Origin of the sequence: Sinomonas terrae (assembly GCF_022539255.1) — a bacterium.
Taxonomy (GTDB): Bacteria; Actinomycetota; Actinomycetes; order Actinomycetales; family Micrococcaceae; genus Sinomonas; species Sinomonas terrae.
The window spans coordinates 2,086,849-2,101,653 of sequence record NZ_JAKZBV010000001.1 but is presented as its reverse complement, the minus strand read 5'-3'; the positions used below and the strand labels follow the sequence as shown (position 1 = coordinate 2,101,653).

Genomic DNA, 14,805 nt, shown 5'->3' with positions numbered 1-14,805 from the left:
TCAGTGTCGGCGCTCACGCGTCAGCTCCTTCTGGAGGGGGATCAACTGGTCTGCGACGGCCCGTGCCACCTCATCCGCCGTTCCGCCGGCGGCGTGGACCTTCAGGGTCGCTACTGTTTCATACACCGGGCGTCGCTGCGCCATGAGCTCACGCCAACTCGCCTCGGCCTGGCCATGGAGGAGCGGCCGGTCCTCGCTCCCTACAAGGCGGGGCGCCACGTCTTCCCACGCCACCTCGAGGTATACGACGTGATGGCCGCTGATGCGCTCCCGCGTCTCACGGCGTAGTACCGCACCTCCGCCGAGCGCCACGACGATGCCGTTCGGATGCTCCTCGGCGAGCACATCGGCGACCGCTTGGGCCTCGAGGTCGCGGAACGCCTCCTCGCCATGGGCGGCGAAGATCTCGGGGATGGGCCCGTGCTCCCGGACGATCCGCACGTCGGTGTCCGCGAAATCGGCACCGAGGATCCGGGCGAGCGCAAAGCCGACCGACGACTTGCCAGAAGCCATGGGCCCCATGAGGAGCACCGTTCGTCCGACAATCGGGTGCGCTGCGGCAGAGGTCATCGCGTGATCGAATCCATCTCGGCGGGAATGTTCTCGAGGAACGACTCTAGGTTGCGCTTCGTCTCGGCGACGGAGTCTCCACCGAACTTCTCGAGTACGGCTTGAGCGAGGACTAGGGCGACCATGGCTTCGGCGACGACGCCCGCGGCCGGGACGGCGCACACGTCGGAACGCTGATGGTGCGCCTTCGCAGCCTCGCCCGTAGCGATGTCGATCGTGCCGAGGGCTCGGGGCACCGTCGCGATGGGCTTCATCGCGGCCCGCACGCGCAGCACGTCACCAATGCTCATGCCGCCTTCGATGCCGCCCGCACGGTTGGTCGACCGAACGATCTTGCCGTACGCGTCGCGGACAATCTCGTCATGGGCCAGCGAGCCCCGACGGGACGCCGTGCGGAAGCCATCTCCGACCTCGACGCCCTTGATCGCTTGGATGCCCATGAGCGCGGCGGCGAGGCGCCCGTCGAGACGCCGGTCCCAGTGGACGTAGCTCCCCAAGCCCGGCGGGAGGCCGTAGGCGAGCACCTCGACGACGCCGCCGAGGGTTTCGCCCTCCTTGTGGGCGGCGTCCACTTCGGCGACCATCGCCGTCGACGTCTCAGCATGGAAGCAGCGCAGAGGATCGGCGTCGAGGGCGTCGACGTCCGAGGGCAGCGGAAGCGGCGCGTCTTCGGGTGCCGCGACCCCGGCAATCTGCGTGGTGTGGCTCACGAGTTCGATCCCGAGCTGACGGAGGAAGTTGGCAGCAACAGTGCCGAGCGCAACGCGCGCGGCGGTCTCCCGAGCCGAGGCACGCTCGAGCACCGGACGTGCCTCGTCGAAGCCGTACTTCTGCATGCCCGTGAAATCCGCGTGGCCGGGACGCGGCCGGGTGAGGGGCGCGTTCCGGGCGACGCCTTCGAGCACGTCCGGGTCGATGGGATCGGCCGACATGACCTGCTCCCACTTGGGCCATTCCGTGTTGCCCACCTGGATCGCGACGGGGCCGCCTTGGGTGAGTCCGTGCCGGACGCCGCCGACGAGCGTCACTTCGTCCTGCTCGAACTTCATCCGGGCACCACGTCCGTACCCGAGGCGACGACGCGCCAGGGCTCGGCGTACGTCCTCACTGGTCAGCTCGACCCCTGCCGGAAGCCCTTCGACGATCCCCACGAGTGCCGGACCATGCGATTCCCCGGCGGTCAACCAACGCAACATGCCATCCATCCTGCCATGTGCCCCCGCTAGCGAGCTCGCTGCGGAAGGCCGACTGAGTTACACATCACATCTATGACGTCGAGGCTCCGTGCGTCCTCGCGTCCCGTGAAGAGGACTATCTGCTCGACTGCCTGGTAGACGAGCATTTCGAGCCCGTGCAGCACTCGCCCGCCACGCGCCTCCCACATCGCGCCGAGCTGGCTCGGCCACGGGTCATATGCGACATCCAGCAGGACGCCGGGATGGCCGTCGTCGGCAGAAGGAGAGGCCAGCTCGTAACGGGAAGCCAGCTCGGCCGCCAAGGCGTCGGCGGCTCGGGGTGGGAGCGTGCTCACGACGACGTCGGCCGCGGCGAGCGTTGGCGCTCCCCGGTCGATTGCCTCAAGGGAGACCGCGAGACCGAGCCGCTCGGCGAGGCTCACGGCCTCGTCTGCGCGGGCGGGATCACGAACGAGGAAGCGAGCCGAGGTCGCGCCCAGCTCGGCGATCGCGGCGACCGCCGCCAGGGCCGTGTTGCCCGCGCCCACGATAACGGGAGCGACGGCCCGCTCAACGCCCGCGTGGCGGAACGCTTCGACAATGCCGGCGACGTCGGTGTTGTGGCCCACAAGGCGAAGCGACCCCGAAACCCGCTCGAAGGTGACGGTGTTGAGGACTCCGAGCAGAGCAGCGTTGCCTTCGAGCCGGTCCATCCAGCCCACAAGTGCCGCCTTGAGCGGCATCGTCACGGAAAGTCCGCACCAGCCGTCTTCGGAACGGACATCGCCGACGAAGTCGCCGAGCTGTTCCGGCACCAAGTCGAACGAGCCGTAGTCGATGTCCTCGCCCAGGACCGCGTAGGCGGAGCTATGGAGCGCCGGCGAACGCGAATGACCGATCGGGTGGCCGAGGACGGCTGCCCGACGCCTGCCTGTGGTCACTGGCACTTCCCGGGGTTGGCGGTGCACCACTGCTGGTACTGGGCGACGTTCGCCTGGTGCTCGGCGTAGGTCGAGGCGAACTTCGTCTCGCCCGTGTCGAGGTTGACCGTGACCCAGTAGAGGTAGTTGTTCGCCGTCGGATGCGCCGCCGCCGCGACCGCCTTCGCCCCCGGCGAGCCGATCGGCCCGGGCGGGAGCCCCGGGTGCACGTACGTGTTGTAAGGGTTGCTCGCATCGGCCTTCTGCGCGTCCGTGAGCTGGACCGTCTTGGTCCCCAGCCCGTACGTGACCGTCGCGTCGGACTGGACGAGCCCGTTGGTCTGGTCGTTGGGCTTGAGCCGGTTGTAGATGGCGCCGGCGACGTTGCCGTAGTCGGCCCGCCCGCCCTCGGCCTGGACGATGCTCGCCACGATCAGGTCCTGGTACTGCTTGGTCGGGTCCGTGATGCCGTCGGCCTTGAGCTCGTCCAGCGTGGTCGAGACCAGCTTCGAAACGATGTCCTTCGCCGAGGTCCCCACCGGCAACTTGTACTCCCCCGGCGCCAGATAGCCCTCCAGGCTCTTCGCCTGCGGCGGAAGGCCGAACTGCTGCGGCTGGCTGTTCAGCGCGTTCAGGTCGTTCGGGTTCAGCCCTGCCGCCTGCGCGATCGTCGCCAGCGAGTCCGTGACCCGCATGCCCGCGCTGAGCGCGAAGTAGATCACCGGAGCCGTGTTCCCCGCCAGGATCGACGCCGCATCCGAGGACTTCATCTGCTTCTTGAACGTGAAATCACCCGGATGGAGGCTGGCGCCAGTGGCTGTGAAGGCGTTGAGGAAGGTATCAGCGTCCGCGACAACGCCGTCCTTCTGCAGCTCGTCAGCAACCGCGCGCGGCCCGGATCCCGGCTGCACTGTGATGCTGACCTGTCCGGATCCAGGACCAGGGTAGTCGCTGACCTTGTCCATACCGAGCAACGGGCGCAGGACGGCCGCGCCGAGGAAGCATGCACCGACAATGAGCGCCAGCGCGACGGTCATCGAGACGATCGCCTTGAACTGCCGAGAGCGGCGCCGGGGGGCCTTGACCACTTCGGCAGAAGCGAAGACGGCCTGATGGACGGTCGACTCCTCCGGACCGACGGGCGAAGGCGACTGGCCTAGGAGCGCATCGGCGGCTGCGACGACATCAGGCTCACCGACTGGGGCTCCGGCACCTGGGGCTCCAGTGTCTGAGAGCTGCAGTGCTGGATCGGCGACGTCGACGCTCGACCCTGCCTGGTGCCGAAGCGCAGCATTCCGATGGCGCCCGTCGAGGCCCTCCTTGGGTTCGGAGTCCCACATGCCGGTGCCCGGGCGTTCAGCGTCGGATCCAGCCCGAGAGGTGGCCTCCTGCGGCGCGGTGGCTCGGACCGCTTCGGCCCGTTTGATGACGGACGGAGCCGCTGAACCCGTGGCCGCGAGGCGGGGCGCTTGGGGCCCTGCCGATGTCGCACCGGGGGCAGTGCTCGAAGTGGGAGATTCCGGTGCCTCGCTGCGGGCGCTCGGAGCGCTCGGGTCGACGGCGGGCAGAAAGCGGGTGGTCTGGGCATCGCTGCCGCCAGTGGGGTTCGTCGGCCGCCGAAGGCCTCGCGCCACGCGCTCCTCAGCCTCGTACACGGGCTCGCCCTTCACAGCGAGGTGGCTGGACGAGGCGGGCACCGGCGCAGGCCAGTCAGCGAGGGTTCGGCCGGTGCGCGGGCGTGAGCGCGGAGCCGTATCCCGGGACGGGCTCGATGCGGGCCGAGCATCACTCGCACCCCGATCGCTGCCAGAAGCCGGCTCAACGTCGGGGTTCTCCGGGGTCGGCACTGTGGACGCGGGCCGAGATGGGGACGCGGTGGGCCGCACCGAGGACTGCGGCGTCGGATTCGTTCCAGACTTCCGCTGCTGGGTCTCGGTCACTGCACGCTCGCGGGCCCTGAGCTCGCGGCGGGTCAGAGGCCGGTCAGACGTGGGCCGGGTCTCATGGTCCTGAGGGTCCATCCTGGCTACGCACTCCTGTTCGGGTCGTCTCGGCGGATCCCCCCACCGTGCTCCGCCGCGGGCGGCACAAGTTCTCCGGTTTCGCCACGGCCACTCTTGAGCAGGTTCAGGGCATGCTCAAGGATGCCGACAGCGGCCACCTGATCCACTACCTTACGGTGGTCTCGCGTAGACAGGCCAGCCGAGCGAAGATTACGGTGTGCTTCGACTGTGCTGAACCTCTCATCGACGAGCCGAACCTCGCACCCTGAACCGTCCATGGCGAGCCGGTCGGCGAGGAGGCCAGCGAAGCTGCGTGCCAGCGCAGCCGAACCAGACTCCGATCCGCTCAGTCCCCGCGGAAGGCCGACGAACACTTGGACGGCGCCTCGTTCGACTGCTTCGCGCGCGACCAGTCTGACGTCGAAGTTCTTCTTCGGGTCCCGGGTGAGCGTCCGCACGGGACTGGCGAGAATCCCGTCCGGGTCGGAGGCTGCGAGGCCGACGCGGACGGTGCCGACGTCGACGCCGAGCCGCACCCCGCGGCCGAACGCCGGGGGCTGCCGATCAGCCGGGGGCTGCGGGTCAGGGATTCCGAAGGACATCTGCCTCCCTCAGCGGGCGGCCACGGCCGCTGCGACGGCGCTCAAGGCCTCGACGACCTTGGAAGCGTCCGTGCCGCCGCCCTGCGCGACGTCGTCCTTGCCGCCTCCGCCGCCCCCGAGGACGGCGGCCGCGGTCCGCACGAGGGCACCGGCCTTGACGCCAGCCTCTCGAGCCGCCTCGTTCGTCACGACGAGAACGACCGGCCGCCCGTTCGCGACGCCGGCCACCGCGACGGCCGCAGCCGGAGCGGATGCGCCGGTGCCGAGGCGTCCACGGAGATCGAGCGCGAGACCCCGCAGCTCGTCGGCCGAGCTGATTTCGCCGGCGTCGTGCGTGATGAGCCGCACTCCGGCGACGTCCTTCGCCGTGCCGACGAGGGCCGCGGCCGAGGCTGCCAGCTTCTCCTTGCGGAGCCGCTCAACTTCCTTCTCAGCGTTCTTGAGCTTGCCAAGGGTGGAGCTGATGCGCTCAGTGAGCTGTGCGGAGGGAACCTTGAACATCTCGGTGAGCTCGGACACGAGTGCGCGCTCCGCAGCCTGGTGGCGGAAGGCATCAAGACCGACGAAAGCCTCGACGCGCCGGTTGCCCGAGCCCACGGACTGCTCGCCGAGCAGTGTGAGCGAGCCGATGAGCGCGGTGGAATCGACATGCGTCCCACCGCACAGCTCCATCGACCACGGTCCGTTGATCTCGACGACGCGAACGCGCGAACCGTAGTTCTCGCCGAAGAGAGCCATGGCTCCCGCGGCCTTGGCCTCAGCGAGGGGCATCTCGGAGGTGTTCACGGTGAAGTTGTCGCGGATCGCGAGGTTCGCGACCTCCTCGATCTCACTCCGAGAGGCACCGCTGAGCTGCTCGCCCCAGGCGAAGTCGAACCGGAGGTACCCAGCCTTGTTGAAGGAGCCGCGCTGGACAGCCTCGGGGCCGAGGATCTGACGCAGCGCTGCGTGGACAAGGTGGGTCGCGGTGTGCGCTTGCTCCGCGGCGTGACGGCGTTCGCGGTCGACGGCGGTGCGCACGAGCGCGTCCGCGGGCAGCTCGCCTTCGCGGACGATGCCCTTGTGCACGCTGAGGCCCTTGACCGGTCGCTGCACGTCAAGCACCTCGACGACGAAGCCGTCGCCGCTGATGAGCCCGGTGTCCGCGGCCTGGCCGCCTGCCTCGGCGTAGAACGGCGTCTCTTCGAGGACGATCTCGACCTCGGAGCCGGTCTGCACGCGGTTGACCTGGGAGCCGTGGGACAGGAGGCCGCGGATGCGCGATTCCCCCTCGAGTTCGGTGTAGCCCGTGAAGACTGTGGGGCCCTCGGCGAGCAGATCCTGGAACGCGGTCAGATCGGCGTGGCCGCTCTTCTTCTCCTTCGCGTCGGCCCGTGCCCGCTTGCGCTGATCCTCCATGAGGGAGCGGAAGCCAGCCTCATCGACCCGGACTCCCGCCTCTTCGGCCATCTCGAGCGTCAGGTCGATGGGGAATCCGTAGGTGTCGTGCAGGGTGAAGGCTTCCTCCCCCGAGAGCGCGGTTCCGGACGCCTGCGAGACCTTGACCGCCTCTTCGAGCCGAGTCGTGCCCGCGGCGATCGTCCGGAGAAACGCCTTCTCCTCCGCGTAGGCGATGCGGCTGATGCGGTCGAAGTCCTTCTCGACCTGCGGGTAGACGCCCTTCATCGCGTCCCGCGAGGCAGGCAGCAGCTCGGGAAGGACTGGCTTCTCGACGCCGAGCAGCCGCATAGCGCGGACGGCCCTGCGGATGAGGCGGCGCAGCACGTAGCCGCGGCCCTCGTTCGAGGGGGTGACGCCGTCGGCGATGAGCATGAGCGCCGAGCGGACGTGGTCCGCGACCACGCGCATCCGCACATCGTCGGCGTGGTGCGGGTCTGCGTCGGTCTCGGCGGAGGTGTATTCCTTGCCCGAGAGCTCCGAAGCCTTGTCGATGACGGGGCGCACCTGATCCGTCTCGTACATGTTCTCGACGCCCTGGAGGATCATCGCAAGGCGTTCCATGCCGAGGCCCGTGTCGATGTTCTTCTTGGGCAGCTCACCGACGATGTCGAACTCGACCTTCGAACGCACGTTCTCGATCTGGTACTGCATGAACACGAGGTTCCAGATTTCGATGTACCGGTTGTCGTCCGCCGCGGGCCCGCCCTCGACGCCGTAGGCAGGGCCGCGGTCGTAGTAGATCTCGGAGCAGGGACCGGCGGGGCCAGGCTGGCCGGTCGACCAGTAGTTGTCGCTCTTGCCCATCCGCTGGATGCGCTCGACTGGAATGGCCGTATTGGCGAGCCAGAGCCGCTCGGCCTCGTCGTCCTCCTCGTACACCGTGACCCAGAGGCGCTCCGCTGGAAGGCCGTAGCCGCCGTCGTCAACGCTCTTGGTCAGCAGTTCGTAGGCGAACTTGATGGCGTCTTCCTTGAAGTAATCGCCGAAGGAGAAATTGCCGCACATCTGGAAGAACGTGCCGTGCCGGGCGGTCTTGCCGACCTCCTCGATGTCACCCGTGCGGATGCACTTCTGAACGCTCGTGGCGCGAGGGTAAGGCGGCTCTTCCCGAGCTGTCAGGTAGGGAATGAACGGGACCATGCCCGCAACCGTGAAGAGCAGCGAGGGATCGCTGGAGACGAGCGACGCCGAGGGCACCGCCGTGTGCCCCTTGCTGACGAAGTAGTCGACCCAGCGTCGAGTGATCTCGTGCGACTTCATGGCCAGTTGTTCAACCCTTCCGAAATTGTCCACACTGCGTCTCTACGGATCGGTGTGGGCGCGGCAGGCTTCCCGCCGCAACGTTCCATTGTGCCCTGTACGACCGCTTTGCCGCGAACGGACGCGCTCAGGCCTCTATGCCCAGGGCGTTGCGCAGCTCAGCTTCCCGCGCTGCCATGGCCCGCCGGACGTCTTCCGCGAAGTGGGCCGTACTGTCGGCAAGGCGATTTGCAGCCCGATTGAGACCACCGGACCGGGGCTCGTCGCGCAGCTGCTGCGCTGCCCGGTAGGCCAACGCTCCCACGGCCAGTCCGAGGGAGAGCCAGATCAGACTCCTCATGCCATGCCCCGTTCGTTCTCTGGTGGTTTTGTGGTTGCTGAAGTCCGGACCTGACGGCCAGACCCAATGGGCCAGACCCAATGGCCCGGACCCAATGACCCGGACGCATGACCTGGGCCTAACGGCTCCGGCGGCCTGATGGCTTCGCTGTACTGCCCCGCTGGGCCCACGCGGTCCGGACGCCGTAGGTGAAGGAGGCGACCTTGACGAGGGGGGAACCGACCGTCGCGGCGACAAGCGACGAGAGGGCGGAGACGTTTGCCGTCGCGTCGGAGACGTTCGCCGCGATCCCGTCGACCTTCTTGAGCTGCTCGTGGGTCGTCGATACCGTCGAGGTCACCTCGTCCATGAGCGGCGTGGCACCATCGGCAAGCGTCCGGATCGATGCGCGCAGCTCGTCGAATACCCGGCCGAGCTTGATGATCGGCACGGCGAGCAGCGCGACGAGGACAGCAAACACACCGGCAGCGATAAGGCCGGCGATGTCGGCTCCGGACACAGGTTCCTCCTAACGGGACAGCCGGGACGGCGTCCTTGGCTACCATACAGCGGGCGTCCGCAGGCGCCTGCCCATGGCGTTGCGCCGGCACCTTGGCTGGGTCGCACCCAGCGGACGTGACGGCGCAAACGGTGACGGCGCGGGCGTGGGGCGCTCGGGCGTCGAAGGGGCGTGGGGCGCGCGGGTGTTGACGAGACGTAGGGCGCGGGCGCAAAGGAGCCCGCGGCGCTCCCGGCCGCGGGCTCCTTTGCTAATCGGCTCGAGGGGTCGATGCCCCTCGGACCTCGAGTGGAATCAGCGCGCGTAGTACTCGACGACGAGCTGCTCTTCGCAGGTCACGGGAATCTCGGTGCGCTTCGGGCGGCGCACGAGGCGTGCCTGGAGGGCCTCGAGCTTGACGTCGAGGTAGCCCGGGACGGCCGGGAGGACGTCACGGTGGGCGCCGGCCGCGGCGACCTGGAAGGGCGCCATGGTCTCGGAACGCTCGTGGACGCCGATGAGCTGGCCCTCGCTCACCCGGAATGACGGGCGGTCAACGCGCTTGCCGTCGACCGTGATGTGACGGTGCACAACCAGCTGGCGGGCCTGGGCGATCGTGCGGGCAAAGCCTGCACGAAGCACGAGGGCGTCGAGGCGCATCTCGAGGAGCTCGATGAGGTTCTCACCGGTGAGGCCCTTGGTGCGCTTGGCCTCCTCGAAGGCGCGAGTCATCTGCGCCTCGCGGATGCCATACTGCGCGCGGAGACGCTGCTTCTCGCGGAGGCGGACGGCGTAGTCCGAGTCCTGCTTCTTGCGGGCGCGGCCATGCTCACCGGGGCCGTACGGACGGCGCTCCATGTACTTGGCGGCCTTGGGCGTGAGGGCGAGGCCGAGAGAGCGCGAGAGGCGCGTCTGACGGCGGGCACGAGTGCTCGACACGTGTGTCCTTTCGTAGTGCAACGGCTTGCGTGAATCCTGGCCTCCAGGTGGGAGAGCTTCGGCCCGTTGCTGCCATCAGCTGCCATCCGCGCTGCCTTCGCTGGACATGACCCTGCACAAGACATCTTGTGCAGGAGAAACGCCGTAGCGAAGAAACAGACACGCGACGTGCCAGACGGTGAACTAGCCTATCACGAACCCCGGACGATCGATCGCAGCCGCTCGAGGCGCGCGGCGATGTCCCGCTCGGCTCCGTTGGCGCTCGGTACGTAGTAGTCCTTGCCGACGAGATCGTCGGGCGGGTACTGCTGGGTCGCGACCGAGTGCGGGGCGTCGTGCGAGTAGACGTAGCCGGCTCCATGGCCGAGCCGCTGCGCGCCCGCGTAATGGGCGTCCCGAAGATGGGCGGGAACCCCGACGCCGCGGCCGGCTCGCACGTCTGCAATCGCAGCATTGATCCCCATGTAGGAGGCGTTCGATTTCGGCGCCGTGGCGAGATGGACAACCGCCTCGGCCAGGACTATCCGCCCCTCCGGCATCCCAATGAGCTGCACGGCCTGGGCCGCGGCGACAGCTGTCTGCAGAGCGGTTGGATCGGCCATGCCGATGTCCTCGGCGGCAGAGATGATGATGCGTCGGGCGATGAAACGAGGGTCCTCCCCCGCCTCGACCATCTTCGCCAGATAATGCAGGGCTGCGTCGACGTCGGAGCCCCGGATGGACTTGATGAAGGCGCTGATGACGTCATAATGCATATCGCCCTGGCGGTCGTAGCGGACCGCATGCACGTCGAGGGCCTTCTCCGTATGGCGCACCTCGAGGGTGACGGGCGCGCCTCTGCCGCCTTCGTCGTCGTGGGCTCCTTCCCGCTCCCCGACCTGTCCCTCTCGAGCCGCCTCGTCCAAGGCGACCGCAGCGGCAGCCTCGAGCGCGGTGAGAGCACGGCGGGCATCGCCTCCGGCGAGCCGCACGAGGTGCTCCGACGCTTCCTCGGAGAGGGCGACGGCGCCGCCCAGCCCGCGCGGATCCTCCACCGCGCGCTCGAGGAGTCCGCGGATGTCGTCCTCGGTAAGCGGCTGGAGGGTCAGGAGCAGGGACCGGGAGAGAAGAGGGGAAACGACAGAGAACGAGGGGTTCTCTGTCGTCGCCGCGACGAGCACGACCCAACGGTTCTCGACCCCCGGGAGCAGTGCGTCCTGCTGGGCCTTCGTGAAGCGGTGGATCTCGTCGAGGAACAGGACGGTTGTGATGCGGTGGAGATCCCGTGCGGTGAGCGCCTCGTCCATGACCCGGCGCACATCCTTGACGCCGGCGGTGATCGCCGAGAGTTCGACGAACTTCCGGCCGGGACCGCGCGCGATCACGTGGGCCAGGGTCGTCTTCCCGGTGCCGGGCGGTCCCCACAGGATCACCGAGCTAGGACCGGTGGGGCCGCCCGATGCCTCCGCGCCAGCCGCGAGCTGGCGCAGAGGCGAGCCTGGGCCCAGCAGATGCTGCTGGCCCACTACCTCGTCGAGGCTCCTCGGGCGCATCCGCACCGCGAGCGGGCTCCGCTGCGCCTCACGCCGTGCGCGTTCGGCCCGGTCCTCACGTCCTCTGGACCCGGACTCGACTTCGCGCACGCGGTCGACTCCGCCGTCGTCAACCGACTCGAGCCCGAACAGATCTTCCATCAGCACTACGCTACGCCGCTGGGGCGACAGTCAGGCGCGCGCCTTCTCCCCCACCGGCTTCTGCGGCGGGTTGCCCGCAGGCTCCTTGGCGGGATCGAGCTTGGTGTCGACGCCCGCCTCCTTGCGCTGCTCCGGGGTGATCGGCGCGGGAGCCGCCGTCAGCGGGTCGTAGCCGTTGCCCGTCTTCGGGAACGCGATGACCTCGCGGATGGAGTCCACCCCCGCGAGCAGCGCGACGACCCGATCCCAGCCGAACGCAATCCCACCGTGCGGAGGGGCGCCGTACTTGAAGCCCTCGAGGAGGAAGCCAAACTTCTCCTGCGCAGCCTCCTGATCGATGCCCATGACCTTGAACACGCGCTCCTGCACGTCGCGCCGATGGATACGGATCGAGCCGCCGCCGATCTCGTTGCCGTTGCAGACGATGTCGTAGGCGTAGGCGAGAGCGCTCGCAGGATCCTGATCGAACGTGTCGAGGAACTCGGGCTTGGGTGACGTGAAGGCGTGGTGCACCGCGGTCCAGGCGGAGTAGCCGAGAGCGACGTCGCCGGAAGCGACAGCGGCCTCCGACGGCTCGAAGAGCGGCGCGTCCACGACCCAGACGAAGGCCCAGTCGTCGGGGTTGATGAGCCCGGTCCGGTGGCCGATTTCGACCCGTGCCGCGCCGAGCAGTGCGCGCGACGGCGACTGCTCACCCGCAGCGAAGAAGATGCAGTCCCCCGGCTTCGCGCCGACTGCCTCGGCCAGGCCCTCGCGTTCGGCATCGGTGAGGTTCTTCGCGACCGGCCCGGCGAGCTCGCCGTCCTCCTTGAAGAGGACGTAGGCGAGGCCCTTCGCACCGCGCTGCTTGGCCCACTCCTGCCAGGCATCGAGCGTGCGGCGTGCCTGGGAGGCGCCCCCCGGCATGACGACGGCGCCGATGTACGGTGCCTTGAACACGCCGAATGTCGTGTCCTTGAAGAACTCGGTGAGGTCCGTCAGCTCGAGGCCGAAGCGCAGGTCAGGCTTGTCCGAGCCGTACTTCGCCATCGCCTCCGCATAGGTCATGCGGCGGATCGGAGTCTGGACCTCGACGCCGATGAGCCTCCAGATCGCGGCGACGATGCGCTCGCCGAGCGCGATGACGTCGTCCTGCTCGACGAAGCTCGCCTCGATGTCGAGCTGGGTGAACTCAGGCTGACGGTCGGCGCGGAAGTCTTCGTCGCGGTAGCAGCGGGCGATCTGGTAGTACTTCTCGATGCCGCCGACTTGCAGCAGCTGCTTGAACAGCTGGGGCGACTGCGGGAGCGCGTACCACGAACCCGGGGCAAGGCGCGCAGGCACAAGGAAGTCACGGGCACCCTCCGGAGTCGACCGGGTGAGCGTGGGCGTCTCGACCTCCACGAAGCCCTCGTCATGCAGAAGCTCACGGGCCACCCGGTTTGCGTCCGAGCGCAGCCGCATCGCGCGCGCGGGCCCCGGCCGGCGAAGGTCGAGGTACCGGTGCCGCAGGCGGGCCTCCTCGCCGACCTCTACGTGCTCATCCACTTGGAACGGCAGCGGCTCGGCGGTGTTGAGGACGGTCACACGGTCCGCGATGACCTCGATCTCGCCGGTTGCGAGGTGCGGGTTCTCGTTGCCCTCGGGACGCTTCTCGACCGTCCCGACGATCTGGAGGACGAACTCGTTGCGCAGCCCGTGGAAGACCTCCTCCTCGCGCACGACGATCTGGGCAACGCCGGAGGCGTCCCGCAGGTCGACGAACGCCACCCCGCCGTGGTCGCGGCGGCGGGCCACCCAACCGGCAAGCGTGACGGTCTGTCCAATGTGCTCGGCGCGGAGGGAACCGAGGTCATGTGTGCGCAGCACGGCGCTCCTCTTCAGAAGTTCTGGTCTTCGATGCGGTCAGGACCGGGACGTGCCGTCCGTACCGCTGGCCCATGGGGTGCGTCGACGGCGGGATGCTGGACCTGTCGGATATCCCTGAAAGTCTACCTGTCCTGCTTCGGACGGATCTGCGGCACGAGGTCCTCCGCTGGCGGAGCCCAAGACGAGGGATCGGCAGGGACCTGCTCCCCCGAACGGATGTCCTTGACCTCGTGGGTGCCGTCGTGATGCGCGAACCAGACGAACGGAATGCCTCGCCGGTCGGCGTACTTGATCTGCTTGCCGAACTTCTCGGCGCTCGCGGCCACCTCCGTCGCGATGCCCCTCGATCGGAGCTGGGCGGCAACCAGCTGCGCGCTCGACCACGAATCGTCATCGGCGAGGGCAACGAGGACCGCCGTCGGAACGGACCGCGTGGCGGCTGCGAGATCGGCCCCGATGATCCGGCTCACGAGCCGGGTGACCCCGACCGAGAGGCCGACGCCGGGGAATTTGCGATTGCCCTTCGTCGCGAGGGCGTCGTAGCGCCCCCCAGAGCAGATCGAGCCCAGGTGCTCGTGGCCTACGAGGACGGTCTCGTAGACGGTGCCCGTGTAGTAGTCGAGTCCGCGCGCGATGCTGAGGTCCGCGATTACGGTCCCGGGCGCCACCCCGGACGCTGCGCCGATTACCTGCTCGAGCTCATTGAGTCCCTCCTCGAGCAGCTCGTCCTGTACGCCGAGATCACGCACCCGCGAGACAAATGATGTGTCGTCCGTGCGGATCGAGGCGAGTTCGAGTGCCGCCTTGGCCTGCTCGGGGGTCGCTCCGAGTTCTTCGTGGAGGAGCTCGGCGACACGCTCGGGCCCGACCTTCTCGAGTTTGTCGATGCTGCGTAGCACCCCAGCGGTATCGGTCAGGCCGATTCCGCGATAGAAGCCTTCGGCGAGTTTGCGGTTGTTGACGCGGAGACGGAACGGCGGGATCGGAAGCGCTGAGAGGGCTTCGACGATGACGAGGGCGAGTTCGACGTCGTAACGGAAGGGCAGGGTGCCGTCACCGACCACGTCGATGTCTGCCTGCGTGAACTCGCGGGCGCGTCCCTCCTGCGGGCGTTCGCCGCGCCAGACCTTCTGAATCTGATAGCGGCGGAAGGGGAAGGCCAGGTAGCCGGCGTTCTCCACGACGTAGCGCGCGAACGGGACCGTCAGATCGAAGTGGAGCGCGAGGGCGTTTGCGTCTGCCTTGCTTGCGGCGTCCTCGTCGTCCTGGAGGCGGCTGAGGCCGTAGACCTCCTTGTCGATCTCGCCCTTGCGCAGCAGCTGACCCACTGTTTCGACCGCGCGCGTTTCGATCGACGAGAAGCCGTGGAGCTCGAACGTCTTCCGGAGCGTGTCGAGCACATGAAGCTCCACCAGTCGCTCTTGCGGAAGCCACTCGGGGAATCCGGACAGCGAGGCGGTACGTGCCATGGGGTCAATGCTCCTTGAGTGCGAACGGCGTGCGTAGACTGACTGATGCCCAAGTTTATGCGGTAGCCAGGGAGGTCGGTCCGCGTGC

At 68.2% G+C, this 14,805-nt stretch carries 12 protein-coding genes; all 12 read right to left on the bottom strand.

Features of this window, described 5'->3' with window-relative positions:
- The gene (locus L0M17_RS09830) at positions 1 to 570 is read right to left on the bottom strand and encodes a shikimate kinase (protein ID WP_241053783.1); all 570 of its coding nucleotides are present in this window, start codon (positions 568 to 570) and stop codon (positions 1 to 3) included.
- The gene (gene aroC, locus L0M17_RS09825) at positions 567 to 1,766 is read right to left on the bottom strand and encodes a chorismate synthase (RefSeq protein ID WP_241053782.1); all 1,200 of its coding nucleotides are present in this window, start codon (positions 1,764 to 1,766) and stop codon (positions 567 to 569) included. Before aroC ends, L0M17_RS09830 begins: the two co-directional genes overlap by 4 nt.
- Positions 1,767 to 1,792: 26 nt before the next feature.
- Positions 1,793 to 2,686 (bottom strand): shikimate dehydrogenase family protein, encoded by an 894-nt coding sequence (locus tag L0M17_RS09820; RefSeq protein WP_241053781.1) that lies wholly within the window; start codon positions 2,684 to 2,686, stop codon positions 1,793 to 1,795.
- Complete coding sequence (gene mltG / locus L0M17_RS22710; RefSeq protein ID WP_241053780.1) at positions 2,683 to 4,362, bottom strand: endolytic transglycosylase MltG; 1,680 nt, start codon at positions 4,360 to 4,362, stop codon at positions 2,683 to 2,685. The genes L0M17_RS09820 and mltG overlap by 4 nt, the downstream gene beginning before the upstream one ends.
- A gap of 329 nt (positions 4,363 to 4,691) precedes the next feature.
- Complete coding sequence (gene ruvX / locus L0M17_RS09810; RefSeq protein ID WP_241053779.1) at positions 4,692 to 5,270, bottom strand: Holliday junction resolvase RuvX; 579 nt, start codon at positions 5,268 to 5,270, stop codon at positions 4,692 to 4,694.
- 9 nt (positions 5,271 to 5,279) lie between these two features.
- Entirely contained in the window at positions 5,280 to 7,970 is a 2,691-nt protein-coding gene (gene alaS, locus L0M17_RS09805; RefSeq protein ID WP_241056389.1) for an alanine--tRNA ligase, read from the bottom strand.
- A gap of 127 nt (positions 7,971 to 8,097) precedes the next feature.
- Complete coding sequence (locus tag L0M17_RS09800; RefSeq protein ID WP_241053778.1) at positions 8,098 to 8,310, bottom strand: hypothetical protein; 213 nt, start codon at positions 8,308 to 8,310, stop codon at positions 8,098 to 8,100.
- A gap of 118 nt (positions 8,311 to 8,428) precedes the next feature.
- A complete protein-coding gene (locus L0M17_RS09795; RefSeq protein ID WP_241053777.1) occupies positions 8,429 to 8,809 on the bottom strand; it encodes a DUF948 domain-containing protein in 381 nt (126 codons plus the stop codon).
- Between the two features lie 294 nt (positions 8,810 to 9,103).
- A complete protein-coding gene (rpsD, locus tag L0M17_RS09790; protein ID WP_043121199.1) occupies positions 9,104 to 9,727 on the bottom strand; it encodes a 30S ribosomal protein S4 in 624 nt (207 codons plus the stop codon).
- A 191-nt stretch (positions 9,728 to 9,918) separates the two neighbouring features.
- Entirely contained in the window at positions 9,919 to 11,400 is a 1,482-nt protein-coding gene (locus L0M17_RS09785) for a replication-associated recombination protein A (protein WP_241053776.1), read from the bottom strand.
- A gap of 30 nt (positions 11,401 to 11,430) precedes the next feature.
- Entirely contained in the window at positions 11,431 to 13,248 is a 1,818-nt protein-coding gene (gene aspS / locus L0M17_RS09780) for an aspartate--tRNA ligase (RefSeq protein WP_241053775.1), read from the bottom strand.
- A gap of 122 nt (positions 13,249 to 13,370) precedes the next feature.
- Positions 13,371 to 14,717 (bottom strand): histidine--tRNA ligase, encoded by a 1,347-nt coding sequence (gene hisS, locus L0M17_RS09775; protein WP_241053774.1) that lies wholly within the window; start codon positions 14,715 to 14,717, stop codon positions 13,371 to 13,373.
- Between the last annotated feature and the right edge of the window lie 88 nt (positions 14,718 to 14,805).

Bases quoted from the DNA above. Each gene is read 5' to 3' on its own strand.
- L0M17_RS09830 (WP_241053783.1), bottom strand. From the start codon at position 570: ATGACCTCTGCCGCAGCGCACCCGATTGTCGGACGAACGGTGCTCCTC.
- L0M17_RS09800 (WP_241053778.1), bottom strand. From the start codon at position 8,310: ATGAGGAGTCTGATCTGGCTCTCCCTCGGACTGGCCGTGGGAGCGTTG.
- ruvX (WP_241053779.1), bottom strand. From the start codon at position 5,270: ATGTCCTTCGGAATCCCTGACCCGCAGCCCCCGGCTGATCGGCAGCCC.
- alaS (WP_241056389.1), bottom strand. From the start codon at position 7,970: ATGAAGTCGCACGAGATCACTCGACGCTGGGTCGACTACTTCGTCAGC.
- L0M17_RS09785 (WP_241053776.1), bottom strand. From the start codon at position 11,400: ATGGAAGATCTGTTCGGGCTCGAGTCGGTTGACGACGGCGGAGTCGAC.
- hisS (WP_241053774.1), bottom strand. From the start codon at position 14,717: ATGGCACGTACCGCCTCGCTGTCCGGATTCCCCGAGTGGCTTCCGCAA.
- aroC (WP_241053782.1), bottom strand. From the start codon at position 1,766: ATGTTGCGTTGGTTGACCGCCGGGGAATCGCATGGTCCGGCACTCGTG.